The 15,409-nt window shown below is 62.6% G+C and carries 14 protein-coding genes; 4 read left to right on the top strand and 10 right to left on the bottom strand.

The features are described from left to right. Positions 1–11 precede the first annotated feature (11 nt). The 4 genes from BFP89_RS24835 to BFP89_RS24820 all read right to left on the bottom strand — a co-directional run bounded on the left by BFP89_RS24835 (position 12) and on the right by BFP89_RS24820 (position 3,137). Positions 12–791, bottom strand: coding sequence for an amino acid ABC transporter ATP-binding protein (locus BFP89_RS24835; protein ID WP_065888097.1), 780 nt, complete (start codon positions 789–791; stop codon positions 12–14). A 2-nt stretch (positions 792–793) separates the two neighbouring features. Further along, entirely contained in the window at positions 794–1,570 is a 777-nt protein-coding gene (locus BFP89_RS24830; RefSeq protein WP_003236553.1) for an amino acid ABC transporter permease, read from the bottom strand. Between the two features lie 12 nt (positions 1,571–1,582). After that, complete coding sequence (locus BFP89_RS24825; RefSeq protein WP_065888096.1) at positions 1,583–2,392, bottom strand: ABC transporter substrate-binding protein; 810 nt, start codon at positions 2,390–2,392, stop codon at positions 1,583–1,585. A 76-nt stretch (positions 2,393–2,468) separates the two neighbouring features. After that, the gene (locus BFP89_RS24820; protein WP_065888095.1) at positions 2,469–3,137 is read right to left on the bottom strand and encodes a GntR family transcriptional regulator; all 669 of its coding nucleotides are present in this window, start codon (positions 3,135–3,137) and stop codon (positions 2,469–2,471) included. A 432-nt stretch (positions 3,138–3,569) separates the two neighbouring features. Here BFP89_RS24820 and BFP89_RS24815 point away from each other — a divergent pair, with 432 nt between their 5' ends. After that, positions 3,570–4,631: an aromatic ring-hydroxylating oxygenase subunit alpha gene (locus BFP89_RS24815; RefSeq protein WP_065888094.1), complete on the top strand. Its 1,062-nt coding sequence runs from the start codon at positions 3,570–3,572 to the stop codon at positions 4,629–4,631. A 29-nt stretch (positions 4,632–4,660) separates the two neighbouring features. Next, on the top strand, positions 4,661–5,611 hold the full coding sequence (locus tag BFP89_RS24810) for a PDR/VanB family oxidoreductase (protein ID WP_065888093.1): 951 nt from the start codon (positions 4,661–4,663) through the stop codon (positions 5,609–5,611). A 6-nt stretch (positions 5,612–5,617) separates the two neighbouring features. Here BFP89_RS24810 and BFP89_RS24805 read toward each other — a convergent pair whose 3' ends face one another. From BFP89_RS24805 to BFP89_RS24785, 5 genes are all read right to left on the bottom strand, one after another. After that, positions 5,618–6,331, bottom strand: coding sequence for a GntR family transcriptional regulator (locus tag BFP89_RS24805; protein WP_065888092.1), 714 nt, complete (start codon positions 6,329–6,331; stop codon positions 5,618–5,620). A 285-nt stretch (positions 6,332–6,616) separates the two neighbouring features. Beyond that, positions 6,617–7,852, bottom strand: coding sequence for a thiolase family protein (locus BFP89_RS24800; protein WP_065888091.1), 1,236 nt, complete (start codon positions 7,850–7,852; stop codon positions 6,617–6,619). Next, positions 7,849–9,723 carry a feruloyl-CoA synthase gene (locus tag BFP89_RS24795; protein WP_065888090.1) on the bottom strand — a complete coding sequence of 625 codons (1,875 nt, stop codon included), beginning with the start codon at positions 9,721–9,723 and terminating at the stop codon, positions 7,849–7,851. Before BFP89_RS24795 ends, BFP89_RS24800 begins: the two co-directional genes overlap by 4 nt. A 62-nt stretch (positions 9,724–9,785) precedes the next feature. Next, a complete protein-coding gene (locus BFP89_RS24790) occupies positions 9,786–11,234 on the bottom strand; it encodes an aldehyde dehydrogenase (RefSeq protein WP_065888089.1) in 1,449 nt (482 codons plus the stop codon). 76 nt (positions 11,235–11,310) lie between these two features. Then, positions 11,311–12,141 (bottom strand): p-hydroxycinnamoyl CoA hydratase/lyase, encoded by an 831-nt coding sequence (locus BFP89_RS24785; RefSeq protein ID WP_010567568.1) that lies wholly within the window; start codon positions 12,139–12,141, stop codon positions 11,311–11,313. Between the two features lie 213 nt (positions 12,142–12,354). On the opposite strand from BFP89_RS24785, the gene BFP89_RS24780 reads away from it, so the two are divergent. After that, positions 12,355–12,843 carry a MarR family winged helix-turn-helix transcriptional regulator gene (locus BFP89_RS24780; RefSeq protein ID WP_056858004.1) on the top strand — a complete coding sequence of 163 codons (489 nt, stop codon included), beginning with the start codon at positions 12,355–12,357 and terminating at the stop codon, positions 12,841–12,843. A 5-nt stretch (positions 12,844–12,848) separates the two neighbouring features. On the opposite strand, the gene BFP89_RS24775 is transcribed toward BFP89_RS24780, so the two are convergent. Continuing rightward, a complete protein-coding gene (locus BFP89_RS24775; protein WP_065888088.1) occupies positions 12,849–14,174 on the bottom strand; it encodes an OprD family porin in 1,326 nt (441 codons plus the stop codon). Positions 14,175–14,482: 308 nt separating this feature from the next. Here BFP89_RS24775 and mhpT point away from each other — a divergent pair. Further along, the coding region (gene mhpT / locus BFP89_RS24770) for a 3-(3-hydroxy-phenyl)propionate transporter MhpT (protein WP_065888087.1) at positions 14,483–15,409 on the top strand (927 nt) is incomplete at its 3' end.

Here is a 15,409-nt window from a genome sequence, read left to right as displayed (position 1 = left end):
TTCAAAAAAGGTCATAACACGCGGCTGAGAAACGCTCGGGTACGCGGATGGCTGGGACGGCTGAAAATCTGCTCCGGCGGCCCTTGTTCGATCAATTCACCCTGATCGAGCACCACCACGCGGTCGGCCACTTCACGGGCAAAGCCCATTTCGTGGGTGACCACCACCATGGTCATGCCCTCCTCGGCCAACTCCTTCATTACCTGCAGCACTTCGCCGACGGTTTCCGGGTCGAGGGCGCTGGTGGGTTCGTCGAACAGCATCGCCTGGGGTTTCATCGCCAGGGCACGAGCAATGGCGACCCGTTGCTGCTGGCCACCGGAGAGCATCGACGGATAGTGGCTGGCCTTGTCCGCCAGGCCGACCCGCGCCAGCAAGCCCCGCGCCTGTTCCAGCGCCTGGGCACGCGGCACGCCGAGCACCTGGATCGGCGCTTCGATGATGTTTTCCAATGCGGTCATGTGCGGGAACAGGTTGAAGCGCTGGAACACCATGCCGATGTCGCGGCGCTGACGGGCGATGTTGCGCTCTGAATCGCGCACCAGGCTGCCATCGGCGCGTTCGCGATAGCCCATGGCGCGGCCGTTGACGCGAATGCGCCCGCCCTGGATGTCTTCCAGCAGGTTGATGCAGCGGATAAAGGTGGTCTTGCCCGAGCCGGAGGCGCCGATCAGCACTACCACTTCGCCGCGCCGCACTTGCAGGGAGATGCCCTTGAGGATCTGCAACTCGCCGAACGACTTCTGGATATCCTGTGCGTCAATGATCAGCTCTTCACTTTGGTGCGCCATGGTTAACGTCCCCTCAGCAGTTTCAGGGTGCTGCGACCGAACATGCGGCTGGCGGCAGGAGGTGGCGCCGAAGGTCGATCGGACTGGCCGAAACGGTTTTCGAGCCAGCGTTGGAAAAAGCCCCACAGCGTGGTCAACGTCAGGAAGTAAATCGCGACGACCAGGTACAACTCGAACACGCGAAACGTCGCCGAGGTCACCATCTGCGTGCTGAGCAACAACTCCTGCACGCCGATCACGCTCACCAGCGTGGTGTTCTTGAGCATCACATTGAACTCATTGCCCAGCGGCGGCACGATCACCCGAAACGCCTGGGGCAGCACAATGCGCCGCATCAGCTTGCCGAACCCCATGCCCAGGGAACGCCCGGCTTCGTATTGGCCCTTGTCCACCGCGCCGATACCGGCGCGGATGATTTCGGCCATGTACGCGCCTTCATTCAGGCCCAGGGCGATGATCGCCGCCTGGATATTGCCGGGGATGATCAACCCGAACAGCTCGATGTCCTCGAAGCGGAAGATCCCGCCCGCTGCCAGTGCGGTGTACAAAAACACGATCTGCACCAGCAGCGGCGTGCCGCGCATCAGCCACACATAAAGGCGTACCGGCAGGTGCAGCAGCGGGTTCTTCGACAGGCGCAACAGCGCCGCCGCCAGGCCCAGCGCACAGCCGAGCAGCATCGCCAGCACGCTGATCAGGCACGTCAGCCACAGCCCGGTGAGGTAGACCCCACTGGGCTGCAGCAGGTATTGCCAGAACACATCCCAATTGAAATTCATCGTGGTAGAACCTCAGTCGAGTGTGTCGCTGCTGACATGCCATTTGTTGAGCAATTGCACATAGCTGCCGTCGCTGCGCATGTCGCTGATGATCTGCTGCACGGCGGCGGTCAGTTGCGGGTCGTCCTTGCGCATGCCCAGGCCGGTGAGGATGCGGCTGAACGCAGGCACCCCTTCCTGAAACAGCTCCGGGGCCATCGCCGCGTAGTAACCGGCGGTTTCCACGGTGGTGCCGTAGGCGTCGACCTGGCTGATGCGCAGCGCCTGGAACGCATCGGTGTCGGTGTTGTAGACCACCAGTTTCATCGGTGGCTTGCCGGCCTTGGCGAGGCTCTCGTTCTGGGTGTCGAGCAGGGTCTTGATGGTAGAGCCGTTGAGCACCGCCACCTTGTGCGCAGACAGGTCATCCAGGGTCTTGATGCCTTTGGGATTGCCCTTGGGCACCACCACCGCCTGGCTGGAGTACATATAGTTGACGATGTCGATCACCTGGCGGCGCTCGGGCTTGTCGAACAACTGGTCGACGATCATGTCGCACTGCTGGGCAAGCAGCGCCGGCACCAAGCCGGAAAACGGAATGACCCGCCATTGCACGGTTTTATTGCCCAGGCGCTTGGCGATTTCCAGGCCCAGGTCGACGGTCAGCCCACGCGGTTTCTGGGATTCGTCGAAGGACACCAGGGGCGGTGAATCCATCCCCGAGCAATAGGTGAGTTTGTCGACGCCCTTCAGGCGCTCAGGCACCTGGACTGCGGCGCTCGCCCATTGTGTACAGAGACCCAGGGTTACAGCCACCAGCAAGGCGCGGTGTTGTTTATGCATGACCAGACACTCCACTTCGTTAAATAACGGGGCAGGAATCAACGTCTAACCAAGGACGGGTTGGGACCCGCCTCTTTTATTTTTCCAATTGCAGAAATTGAATCAGCAGCGGCACGGTGCTTTCGATGTGTTCGCGTACCACAGCTTCGGCACCGGCGGCGTCACCGGTGCGAATCGCGTCGAGGATTACGGCGTGTTCCTGGCGCGCGCTGAGGGGTTTTTCGCTGTGATGCAGCCACAAGCGCATGGGCGCTTCCACCAGCGAATACAACGCCGAAATCTGCTTGAGCAAGCGTGGCCGGCCGCTGAGCCCGCACAGGTATTCGTGAAAGGCACGGTGGCGACGGACCCACGCGGCGCTCTCGTCGCGGTAGTCATCCATCTCGTCCAGCAGCCGCTCCAGAGCCGCCATCTGGCGCTCACCGATACGGCTGACCGCAACGCGCACCGCCAGGCCTTCAAGCGCGCTGCGCATCTCGAACACCTCATGCAGCTCATCAATATCCAGACCGCTGACGATGGCACCGCGATTGGGCCGCAGCGTCACCAGGCCCTGAGCATCCAGGCGGCGGAATGCCTCACGTACCGGCATGCGGCTCATGCCGATCTCGCCGGCGATATCCTCGGCGATCAGGCGATCGCCCTTGCGGAAACGACCGCTGCAGATGGCGTCCAGGAGGAAGTTGTAGGCCTCCTCCTCGGCAGTGAGGGGCTGGCGGTCAACGTAAGCGGGGGCAAATTGCATTGGCGGCCTCTTTGTATTTTTGTATCCAATTATCCACGAATACAATAATGCATAACGCGCGCCAACAGCTCGCGCACCACGTTACTCATTGATTTAAATGAAGTCTTCGGTTCGGGTGGGGAACATTGCGCAAAGCGGGTAAAGCGCTTTGCTACTAAATGACGCAGCAACTTTCCATTTCTGCGCAAAAAAGTAGCGGATGTCCGTTGAGGCCCTGATGACGCCTGATGATCTGCACAGGGTATTTTTTGGCAGACCTTTTTTGCCATCAGCGCACCAGACGCTTCCCCCTCAATGGATCCAATAAAAGCGAATTGATCGATAATCGCCCAAAATAGCCTTAAAACCACTGATTAATGCATTGACTCACGGCAGCTATGGAAATTTAATGGATCCATTAAACAAAAATAATTAACCAACCAGAGAGTCGCCATGTACCCCAAAAACACTTGGTACGTCGCCTGCACACCCGATGAAATCGCCCAAAAACCCTTGGGTCGGCAAATCTGCGGTGAAAAAATGGTGTTTTATCGTGGCCCGGAAGGCAGCGTCGTAGCCGTCGAGGACTTCTGCCCCCATCGCGGCGCACCGCTTTCACTGGGTTATGTCGAAAATGGCAACCTGGTGTGCGGCTATCACGGCCTGGTCATGGGGGCCGACGGCAAGACCGTCGAAATGCCCGGGCAGCGGGTGCGTGGTTTTCCGTGCAACAAGACCTTTGCCGCAGTTGAACGCTATGGGTTTATCTGGGTATGGCCCGGCGATCAGGCGCTTGCCGACCCGACACTGATTCATCACCTGGAGTGGGCAGTGAGTGACCAGTGGGCCTACGGCGGCGGGCTGTTTGATATCCAGTGCGATTACCGCCTGATGATCGACAACCTGATGGACCTGACCCACGAAACCTACGTCCACGCTTCCAGCATCGGCCAAAAGGAAATCGATGAAGCGCCTCCCGTCACCACGGTTGAAGGCGACCAGGTCATCACCGCCCGGCACATGGAAAACATCATGGCTCCGCCGTTCTGGCGCATGGCCCTGCGCGGCAACAACCTCGCCGACGATGTGCCGGTGGACCGCTGGCAGATCTGTCGCTTCACCCCGCCCAGCCACGTGCTGATCGAAGTCGGCGTGGCCCACGCCGGCAAGGGTGGCTATCACGCAGCGCCCGAACACAAGGCGGCAAGCATCGTGGTCGACTTCATCACCCCGCAGACCGAGACGTCGATCTGGTATTTCTGGGGCATGGCGCGCAACTTCAACCCTCACGATGAGGCGCTGACCGCCAGCATTCGCGAAGGCCAGGGGAAGATTTTCAGCGAAGACCTGGAGATGCTCGAACGTCAGCAGCAGAACCTGCTGGCCCACCCGCAACGCAACCTGCTCAAGTTGAATATCGATGCCGGCGGCGTGCAGTCGCGCAAAATCCTGGAGCGACTGATTGCCCGGGAACGCATCCTCGAACCACAGCTGATCACGACCACCAACGCCTGAACGGCGCGACTACTCTGCGAGGACCGAACATGATCGATGTGGTGGTGGTATCCCGTAATAACGAAGCCCAGGACATTTGCAGCTATGAACTGGCCAGGGTCGATGGCCAGCCGCTGCCCGCCTTCAGTGCCGGCGCGCACATTGACGTGCATCTGCCGGACGGGCTGGTACGCCAGTATTCGCTGTGCAATCACCCCGAGGAGCGTCATCGCTATCTGATCGGCGTACTCAACGACCCGGCCTCTCGCGGCGGCTCGCGCAGCTTGCACGAGCAGGTACACGAGGGCGCCCACCTGACGATCAGCGAACCACGCAATCTATTCCCCCTGGCCCATGAAGCACGACGCAGCCTGCTGTTCGCCGGCGGCATCGGCATCACCCCGATCCTGTGCATGGCCGAGCGCCTGGCCCATGCAGGTGCCGACTTCGACCTGCATTACTGTGCCCGCGCCAGTGAGCGTGCGGCGTTTGTACAGCGGCTCCAGGCGTCACCGTTTGCCGAGCGAGTGTTCCTGCATTTCGATGAGCAGCCCCACACGGCCCTCAAGACAGCCGAGGTGTTGGCTGCGCCCGCGGACGATGTGCACCTGTATGTCTGCGGCCCCGGCGGTTTCATGCAACACGTGCTCGACAGCGCACGGGCGCAAGGCTGGCAGGAGAACTGCCTGCATCGCGAGTACTTCTCGGCGGCGCCAGTGGACAACAGCCTCGACGGGAGCTTTGCGGTGAAGCTCGGCAGCAGCGGCCAGGTCTTCACGATCCCCGCCGACAAGACCGTGGTCCAGGTCCTGGAAAGCCAGGGCATCGAGATTGCCGTGTCCTGCGAACAAGGGATCTGTGGCACCTGCCTGACCCGTGTGCTGGACGGCATCCCGGAGCACCGCGACCTGTTCCTCACCGAGCAGGAACAGGCGCTGAACGACCAGTTCACGCCCTGCTGCTCACGCTCGAAAACCCCACTGTTGGTGCTCGACATCTGAACCGTGTCACGACGCGGGCAAAATCACCTTCATGCGCGCGTCGGCGGTGGCTGAACTGAAGATCTCGGCATAACGCAACGTCGCATTGGCGTGTTCGCGCATGATGGCTTCGGCGCGCGCGCCCTGGCGATTGACCAGGGCATCGAACACCGAGTGATGCTGCATGTGGGCATAGTTGAAGCGCCGGTATTCACGGGCCATGTCCTCACGATCCACCGCCAGCGCGGTCACCGATGCGAATGGCAGGTGATCATTGCGTGCCAGCGCATCCGTGATCGCCGGGTTGTGGCTGCCCTCCACAATGACCTGGTGAAAGCGCATGTTCAGGTCGTGGTAAACCTCAAGGTCATCTTCGGTCACGTAGCCTTTGTCGAACAGTTGGTCGCCTTCCACCAGGCAGCGCTCCAGCGCCGCACGCGCCGCGTCGGAAAGACCATGCTCGGCGGCTTGCCGCGCAGCCAGGCCTTCCAGCACACCGCGCACTTCGACGGCGCCGGCAATGTCACTGGGGCTGACCGACCGCACCTGATAGCCGCGCCCGCCAAACGGCACCAGCAGCCCTTCCTGCTCAAGGGTACGAAACGCCATGCGCACCGGCATGCGCGACACACCAAAGCGTTGCGCCGTAGGGATTTCCATCAGGCGCTCCCCCGCCACCAGCTCCCCGCTGGCAATCATTTTGCGCAGTGCAACCAGCACCAATTGACCGGGCTTACTCATCCAGGCAACTTCCAGAAAACGTGGCCTGCCATAGTACCGCAAGCATCCGATCCCGTCAGACGAACGCCAGTGCGGCGCGCGCCCCCTCTATGGCACCCAGGTGTTGCGCCAGCCCTGCTCGGTGAAAAACGCCTTGATGATGGGCGTCAGCAAAGGCGCCAACCGGGCCGCCACCTCTTCGGGCCTTGACGGTGCACGCATCTGCACACGCTCGATTGCATATCGCGCAGGGGCGCCTCATAGCTCCACATCGGGACACCTCATCGACTAAAAAGAATCACGCATTCAAGCGCAAAAAGCAGGGTTCTCGATCAGCAGCGCCATGCCCTGCCCGCCGCCCACACACGCCGCGGCAATCCCGTAGCGCAGGTTGTGCTGACGCAGTTGTCGGGCCAGGGACATGACCAGGCGCAGGCCAGTGGCAGCCAGTGGATGCCCGAGTGCCAGCGAGCCGCCCTGGACGTTGAGGCGGGTGCTGTCCAGCTCAAGTTCATGGGCCACCGCCAGCACCTGGGCGGCCTGGGCTTCGTTGATCTCGAAGCGGCCGATGTCATCCAGATTCAACCCGCTGCGTTGCAGCAGCAGACGAATCGCCGGCGCCGGGCCGATGCCCATGATCTCGGGGGCCACGCCGACCACCGCGCTGGCCAGCAACCGAGCCAGGGCCGGAGACGTGCAGGCCGAGGCACGGCCCACCAACGCTGCCGCCGCGCCATCCACCACGGCGCAACTGTTGCCGGCGGTTTGCACGCCGCCGGGATGCACGGCGCGCAAGCGTTTCAAGCTCGCAAGGTCGGTGGGCCGAGGGTGGCTGTCCGCGCTGACGGCACCGGTCCGACGCGCCAGGCTGATGCCTCTGGGCTGGTATCCCTCAAGCTCGAATACCTGGTTATCGACCGCCACCACCTCGTCAACCCAAGCGCCGTCATGCTGCGCCTGCAACGCTCGCTGGTGGCTGGCGCAGGCGTAGCGGTCCACCGCCTCGCGGCCCAGGCCATAACGGCGCGCCAGGTTGTCGGCCGTGGCGATCATGTCCAGGCCCGGGGCCGGGTCATACAAGGCTTCCCACAGAAAATCCTTGAACTGGACCTCACCGCCAAGACGAAACCCGCCCCTGTGGGTGTAAGCCGCGATGGGGTTGCGCGACATGGATTCACTGGCCACACACAAGGCCAGTTGCCCGCCGTCGCGCAGTTGCCCGGCAGCCTGGCGCAACAGTTCGAAACCGGTGGCGCAGATGCGCTGCACCCCCAGTGCCGGGACCGCTTGCGCCACCCCGCTGTACAAGCCGATATGCCGTGGCAGCAAGTAGGCATCGAAACTGGCCTGGGCCATGGAGCCGGCCAGAACGCTGTCCACTGCCTGCGGTTCAATACCCGCACGGGCCAGTACCTCACGGCCCACCTTGATCCCCAGGTCGATGGGTGAGACCTGAGACAGTGCGCCACCCAGGTCAATCCAGGGGGTGCGCACGGCCTCGAGAATCGCCACATCGGCAAATGCCGAATACTGCCCGTTCAAGGTTTCGGCTCGGCGCGCAGGATCGTGGCTTCTTCGCCGCGATACAACGCCTCGACCTTGGCCGCGCGCCATTGCAGCACGGCGCGCTGGTTGATCGAACCTTTGTCGGTGATTTCCCCACGGTCTATGGACGCCGGCTCGTCGAGCAGGGCAATCCATTCCAGGCGACTGGCATTGCCGGTCACCCCGCGATTGAGGCGTTGCAACCAATCGCCGAACCACTGGCGCACCGGCGCGCTGCCGAGCACGTCGGCGTCGCTGGCGTCGGCGTCCAGGCCCGCCAGCCGACGGCATTCGTAGAGCCTGGGGAACACCAGTGCTCCGAGGCACTCGCGATCGGGCGCGGTAATCACCAGGTCCTGCACATAGGGCGAGCCGTCGAGCACCGCGCGATTGCGCAACGGACCAACGCTGACAAACACCCCGGAAGAGAGCTTGAAATCCTCGGCAATTCGCCCATCGAACATCAGGCCCAGTTGCGGCTGCTGAGGGTCGGCGAGCTTGATCGCGTCTCCTGAACAGTAGAACCCTTGTTCATCGAACACCTCGGCGGTTTGCTGGGGCGCCCGCCAGTATCCCGGCATGATATGCGGCCCGCGAAAGCGCCCTTCGAACTTGCCGTCCACCGGCACCAGGCGCACCTCGCAGCCCGGCGCGGGCAAGCCGATATAGCCGGCCATGGACAACGGCCCGGTGGTGAAGGTGCAGGACGGTGCGGCTTCGGTCATGCCCAGCCCGGCCATCATGCGGATGCGTTCACCGCAGTGCTGTTCGGCTACGCGATCGAGGCGATCCCAGATACTTTGGGACAGGCCGGCGGCGGCGAAGAAGAACAGCTTCATCCGCGCAAAAAAACATTCGCGCAACTCGGCGTCCTGTTCCAGGGCGTTGACCAGTTCTTCCCAGCCCTTGGGCACCGTCAGGTAAGCCGTGGGCGAAATCTCCTTGAGGTTGCGCAAGGTCTGGGCAAAACCCTGGACCGTGGGCTTGCCGTCGTCCAGATAAAAGGTGCCGCCGTTGTAGAGCACGATGCCGACGTTGTGGCTGCCGCCAAAGGTGTGATTCCACGGCAGCCAGTCCACCAGCACCGGAGGCTCCTCACCGAACACCGGAAACGTCTGCAACAGCATCTGCTGGTTGGCGCAGAGCATGCGCTGGGTGGTGATCACGGCCTTGGGCAATTTGGTCGAGCCCGAGGTGAAGAGAAACTTGGCGATGCTGTCGGGACCGGTGGCCTGGAACGCCGCATCTGCCTCGGCGCCGCCCGGCGTGTGCAGCAGGCTCGCAAAGCTGGCCTGAGTACGCCCGGGGACGTGGCCGCGCACGCAGATCAACGGGGTTTCGGCCGGCAATACGGCCTCGATCGCACGCTGGTAGGCCGCCGCATCGCTGACGAATACCAGCCCGGGTTGCAGCAGGTCACAGACATGCCGCAGCTTGGCGAAATCCTGGGACAACAACGCGTACGCCGGCGAGACCGGGCAGTACGGAATACCGGCGTACATGGCGCCGAGGGCGACCTGCAAATGTTCGATGTCGTTGCCGGACAGCAATGCCAGCGGCTTGCCCGCCGACAGCCCGTAGCTGAGCAGGCCCTGGGCAATCGCGCGCACGCTGTCGAGCATCTCGCGGTAGCTGACACGGCGCCAATCCCCACCGGCCTGGCGGGCCGCGATAAACGTCTGCTCGGGCCGTACCCGAGCCCAATGCACCAGGCGATCGAGCAGGCGCGCCGGCAACTCGGCCAGGGGCTCCAGGGAGCGCATGTGCAACACGCCGTGTTCTTCAGTGACCGCCACCGGCGGGTGGCCGATGGAGACCTCGCGGTATCGCGGTGAGGGCTGGGGCTGCGGTCGGAATTCGGAACTCACAAGGATGTCCTCCAGCAAGGCGGATCACAGCCGCCTTGTTATTGTTATGTCGCAGCAACTGCTCAGATCGGGTAATGCCGTGGCCCGTTCTGCAAGGTCACCCAACGCAATTGCGTGAAGTGCTCAATGGACGCCTTGCCACCAAAGCTGCCGTACCCACTGGACTTGACCCCGCCAAACGGCATCTGCGCCTCGTCATGCACGGTCGGCCCGTTGATATGGCAAATACCCGACTCGACCCGCTGCGCCAGCGCCAGTGCACGCCCGGTGTCGCGGCTGAAGATCGCCGCCGACAGGCCGAACTCGGAGTCGTTGGCCAGGCGCAGCAAGGCTTCATCCCCCTCACCACGCAGCAGGACGGCCACCGGGCCAAAGGACTCTTCGCGGTACAAGCGCATGTGTTCGGTGACGCCATCGATCAGGGTCGGCTGCAGGATGCTGCCCTCCAGTTGGCCGCCCACCACCAGCCGCGCGCCCTTGGCCAGGGCATCGTCGATCAGGGCCTTGATGCGTGTGCCGGCGCTGGCATCCACCAGGGAGCCCAGCACCGAATCCGCCGCCGAGGGATCACCCGCACGCAGGGTCGCGACCTTGGCCGCCAACTTGGCGGTGAACGCATCGGCGACCCTGGCATCGACGATCAGGCGTTCGGTGGACATGCAAATCTGGCCCTGGTTGAAATAGGCGCCAAAGGCCGCCGCCGCCACAGCGGCGTCAAGATCGGCATCGTCGAGCACCAGCAACGGCGCCTTGCCGCCCAGTTCCAGCAACGCCGGCTTGAGATGACGCGCCGAGAGTTCGCCGACAATCCGCCCCACGTGGGTCGAACCGGTGAAGTTGACCCGGCGCACGGCCGGGTTGGCGATCAGCCGCTCGACAATCGCGGCGGCATCGGCCGGAGCATTGCTGATGACGTTGACCACGCCATCGCCCAGGCCGGCGTCCTGCAACACCTGGCCGATCAGGCGGTGCACGGCCGGGCTTAATTCCGAGGCCTTGAGCACCACGGTATTACCGCAGGCCAGCGGCATGGCGATGGCGCGCGTGGCGAGGATGACCGGCGCGTTCCACGGCGCGATGCCCAGCACCACACCACACGGTTGACGCAAGGCCATGGCGAAACTGCCGGGGACGTCGGAGGGGATCACCTCCCCCGTGATCTGGGTGGTCATCGAGGCCGCTTCGCGCAGCATATTGGCCGCCAGGCGCACATTGAAGCCATACCAGTTGGCCATGGCGCCGGTCTCGCCGGCGGCGGCGATGAATTCGCTGCTGCGCGCCTGCAATTGTTCGGCAGCGTTGAGCAAGCGGGTGCGGCGCTCGTTGGGCGCCAGCGCCGCCCATGCGGGGAACGCGGCGTGGGCGGCAGCGACCGCGGCGTCGGCATCTTCCAGGGTCGCGGCGGCCACTCGGGAGACCACTTCACCGGTCACCGGGTTGCGACGCTCGAAGGTTCGACCGTCACGGGCGGGGCACGACTGGCCGCCGATCAACAGGGGCACGTCCAGCATGGTGATTCCTCTTTATTGTCTTTATCGGGAATACGTTCAAGCAGGGTACAACGGCGCGGCCAGGCGGCCGCGCCCTTCAGCGTTTATACGCCTGCAGGCCAGGCTTGATGCTCTTGTCGTCGAGGAACTGTTTCATGCCCTGCTCACGACCGCCTTCGGTGTCGAGCAGGCGCGACTGGTCGAGCTTGGCGTAGAGGTAATCCTCGTTCTGCTCCCAGGTCAGCTCGCGGCAGCGCTTGAAGCCATGCTTGGCGGCACGCAGCACCACCGGGTTTTTCTCCAGCAGGTTACGCGCCAGTTCGATGGTCACTTCGCGCAGTTGAGCCAGGGGCACGCTTTCGTTGACCAGGCCCATTTCGGCGGCTTTCTGCCCGCCGAAGGTCTTGCCGGTCATGATGTAGTACAGCGATTGGCGATGGCCCACGGTGTCGGCCATGGCCTTGCTCACCAGGTTGCCTGGCGGGATGCCCCAGTTGATTTCCGAGAGGCCGAAGGTCGCTTCGTCGGCGCAGATCGCCAGGTCGCATGCCACCAGGGGGCTGAAGCCACCGCCGAAGCACCAGCCATTGACCATGGCGATGGTCGGCTTGGCGTACATGCGCAGCAGTTTCCATTGCCATTGCGAGGCTTCGCGGCGGATTTTTTCCTGGAGGATTTCCGGGCCGGCATCCACCTCGCGAAAGTATTCCTTGAGGTCCATGCCCGCCGTCCAGGCTTCGCCCGCACCGGTGAGGACCAGCACGCCGGCGGCAGGGTCCTGCTCGAGGGTTTCCAGCACGTCGATCATTTCCCGGTTCAGGGTCGGGCTCATGGCGTTGCGTTTTTCCGGACGATTGAGAATGACCCAGGCGATGCCTTCTTCGATCTCAACCTTGACTGTGGTCCAACGGCCTTCGTAATTGCTCATGGCGGTACGCTCTTGTTCTGGGTGTGAAGATGATTCGAAATTAAACCGCAAATATAGTTATGTCAATTAACTATTAATCTAGATAACCAATATTTTTCCTGCTTAAAACCCACGCGTAGCTGGCGCTGTGAAAACCCGGCATAGCCATAGCGCGCCAACACCGGCAAACTAGATAGTCTTATTAACCTGCACCTTATGAGGATTGCACTGCCAATGGCCAAGCCTTCCAACATCGCCACCGCCAGCCAGGCCCTGCCCGACAACGACGAGGTACGGCCGCCGCTGGATTCAGCCCTGGACGATCTGATCGGCTACGCCATGCGCCGCGCCCAGCTCAAGCTGTTCCAGAACCTGATCGGCCGGTTGTCGGACCACGACCTGCGCCCGGCGCAATTCTCGGCCTTGGCGATCATCGAGCAGAACCCCGGGCTGATGCAGGCCGACCTGGCGCGTGCCCTGGCCATTGAGCCGCCCCAGGTGGTGCCGTTGCTGAACAAGCTGGAAAGCCGCGCCCTCGCCGTGCGGGTACGCTGCAAGCCGGACAAGCGCTCCTACGGGATCTTCCTCAGCAAGAGCGGCGAAACCCTGCTCAAGGAACTCAAGGCAATCGCCGCACAAAGTGACCTGGACGCCACCGCCGCCCTCGACGGCCAGGAGCGTGAAGAGCTGCTGCGCTTGCTGAAGAAGGTCTACCAGGACTGATCCGCCTACCAGAGCGCCACGGTGTAGAGCACCAGGAAACGGGTCTGGTTTTCATCGCGAAAGGCCGCGCCGCTCGGGAAGTCATTGCGGTAGATCGACTTGCGCGCCATGAACCCGACGTTCTTCAGCGGGCCGCTCTGGATCACATACCCCAGCTCCATCTGGAACTCGCGCTCCTTGCGATCCTCGGCGTTGAAAGCGGCCAGTTCGATGTGGTCGCCACGCACATAGCGCAGGCGCGTCTTCAGCCCCGGCACCCCCGCCGCCGCGAAGTCATAGTCGTAGATGGCTTGCCAGGTGCGCTCCTTGGCGTTGAGAAAGTCCGAACTCATGGTCAGTTCGCTCATGCCCATCAACTCCGTTCCCGAGATATAGGGCGTGGCCGTCTCCCCGCTTGAGTGCATGTAGCCAAGGCTGACGCGATGGCCGCCCAGGCGGTAGCCGAACAGCGCCGAGAGGTTGCGGTTATCCACCTTGCCCGCCTTGGCACTGCCGTCCTCGCGGCTGAAAAAGCTGCGCAGGTCACTGGTGAGCACGCCAGCGCCCACCGGCAGGTTGTGCAGCAGCGCCAGGGTGTCCTGCTGGTAGAGGTCCGCGATCTGCGCGTGATAGACCCGCAGGCTGAGGTCTTTGTTGACCTGGTAATCACCGCCGACGTAAGCCAGGTGCGAGGTGGTGGCGGTGGCGTTGAAGCGCCGGTTGGGCGAGGCGATGGTCATGGCCTGGTAGTCGGTGGAGTCGCGCTTGTTGATGCGGTCGATATAGCCCGTGTTGAGGGTCAGGCCATCGATGTCCCTGGAGCTCAACGTGGTGCCGCGAAAGGTTTGCGGCAGCAGCCGCGACGGACTGGCAAAGGCAAACGGCAGGAAGATCGACACATCGCCGGCCTTGACTGTGGTTTGGGCGAACCGCAGCTTGGCGGTTGGGGCCAGGCGCGAGTACTCGTCGGCGGCGCGCTTGTCGCTGGCCGACACCGGCAACAACTCGGTACCGCTGCGGTCCGGCGAAGAGTCGAGCTTGACCCCCATCAACCCGCGTACATCCAGGCCAAAGCCTACCGGGCCAGGGGTGTAACCCGATTCCAGGTTGAGGATGAACGCCTGGGCCCATTCCCGCGCGGCGGTCTTCGCACCGTCGTCCTTGTAGTCGCGGTCCAGGTAGTAATTGCGCAAGGTCAGGGTGCCGTGGCTGTCGTCGATAAAGCCTGCAGCCCACAGCGAACCGGGCAGCACGCTCAAGGCCAGCAAGGCCAGCAGCCGGCGTGGAGTGGTGTTCGACGCACAGGAGACGGACGCCGCTGCAACGGCGTCCTCCATAGGGAGTTCTGGCATGTTCGATGTCCATTTTTGTTGTTGTTTTTGGGTTGGCACACGCTCGGCCCTGTCAGCCTCGCGAGCCAAGAATGGAAACAGCCGAGGTGACTCGTCAACCGTAACCGACCGATAATCGAACATTAATAAAGCTATCTATTTTTCAGACACCCATGAATCAATATCTCAATACTTTGATTTTTATGGTTTTATTCTTGTTTTTTGAGTGATTTATTCCACCATTCATTTTTTAGTTATATTTGTTATCTTAATACTCAGCAGCCACTCAAGCTCGCCCCCCAACAAAAACAACAACAATGAGGTTTGCCATGGACAGTTCATCGCGTCGTTCGACGCTGACTATTGCGTTGTGCTTTATCGTTGCACTGATCGAAGGGTTCGATCTGCAAGCCGCCGGCACCGCCGCCGCCGGGTTGCGTCAAACCTTCGCCCTGGACCCGAAGATGCTCGGCTGGGTGTTCAGCGTCGGCATCATCGGCTTGCTGCCGGGGGCGTTCTTCGGCGGCTGGGTTGCCGACCGGATCGGGCGCAAGAAAATCCTGGTCAGCGCCGTGCTGCTGTTCGGGCTGTTTTCCCTGAGCACCGCGTTTGTCGACAGCTACTCAAGCCTGTTGCTGGTGCGTTTCCTCACCGGCCTGGGCCTGGGCGCCGCGCTGCCCAACCTGATCGCGCTGTGCGCCGAAGCGGTGAGCGAACGCAACCGTGGCACGGCCATCAGCGTGATGTACTGCGGGGTGCCACTGGGGGGTGCATTGGCCGCAGTGGTGGCGATGTTTTCCAGTGAGCACTGGCAGACCACGTTTATCATTGGCGGCCTGGCGCCCTTGCTGGCCGTACCGTTGATGATCCTGCTGCTGCCTGAGTCCAGCGCCTTTCGCCAACAGCTCGACACCCCCCACGGCGCCCGCCCGTCCACCGGCCAGGCGCTGTTCGGCGAGGGTCGCGCCCGTACCACCCTGGCGTTGTGGCTCAGCTACTTCTTCACCCTGACCGTGATGTACATGCTGCTGAACTGGCTGCCGTCGCTGTTGCTGGAACAGGGTTTCAGCAAACCCCAGGCGGGCATGGTGCAGATGCTCTTCAATATCGGCGGCGCCCTGGGTTCGCTGCTCGGCGGCGTGCTGCTGGACCGCTGCAATGCCGTCAAAGTGGTGTTGTCGGTGTATGCCGGGTTGCTGGCGGCGTTGGCCGGGGTCGGGTTGTCGGTGGGCATCGTGCCCATGGCCATCGCTGGT

Source organism: Pseudomonas sp. 31 R 17 (genome assembly GCF_900004915.1).
In the GTDB taxonomy this organism is placed as follows: domain Bacteria; phylum Pseudomonadota; class Gammaproteobacteria; order Pseudomonadales; family Pseudomonadaceae; genus Aquipseudomonas; species Aquipseudomonas orientalis_A.
This window is presented reverse-complemented; position numbering and strand designations above follow the sequence as displayed.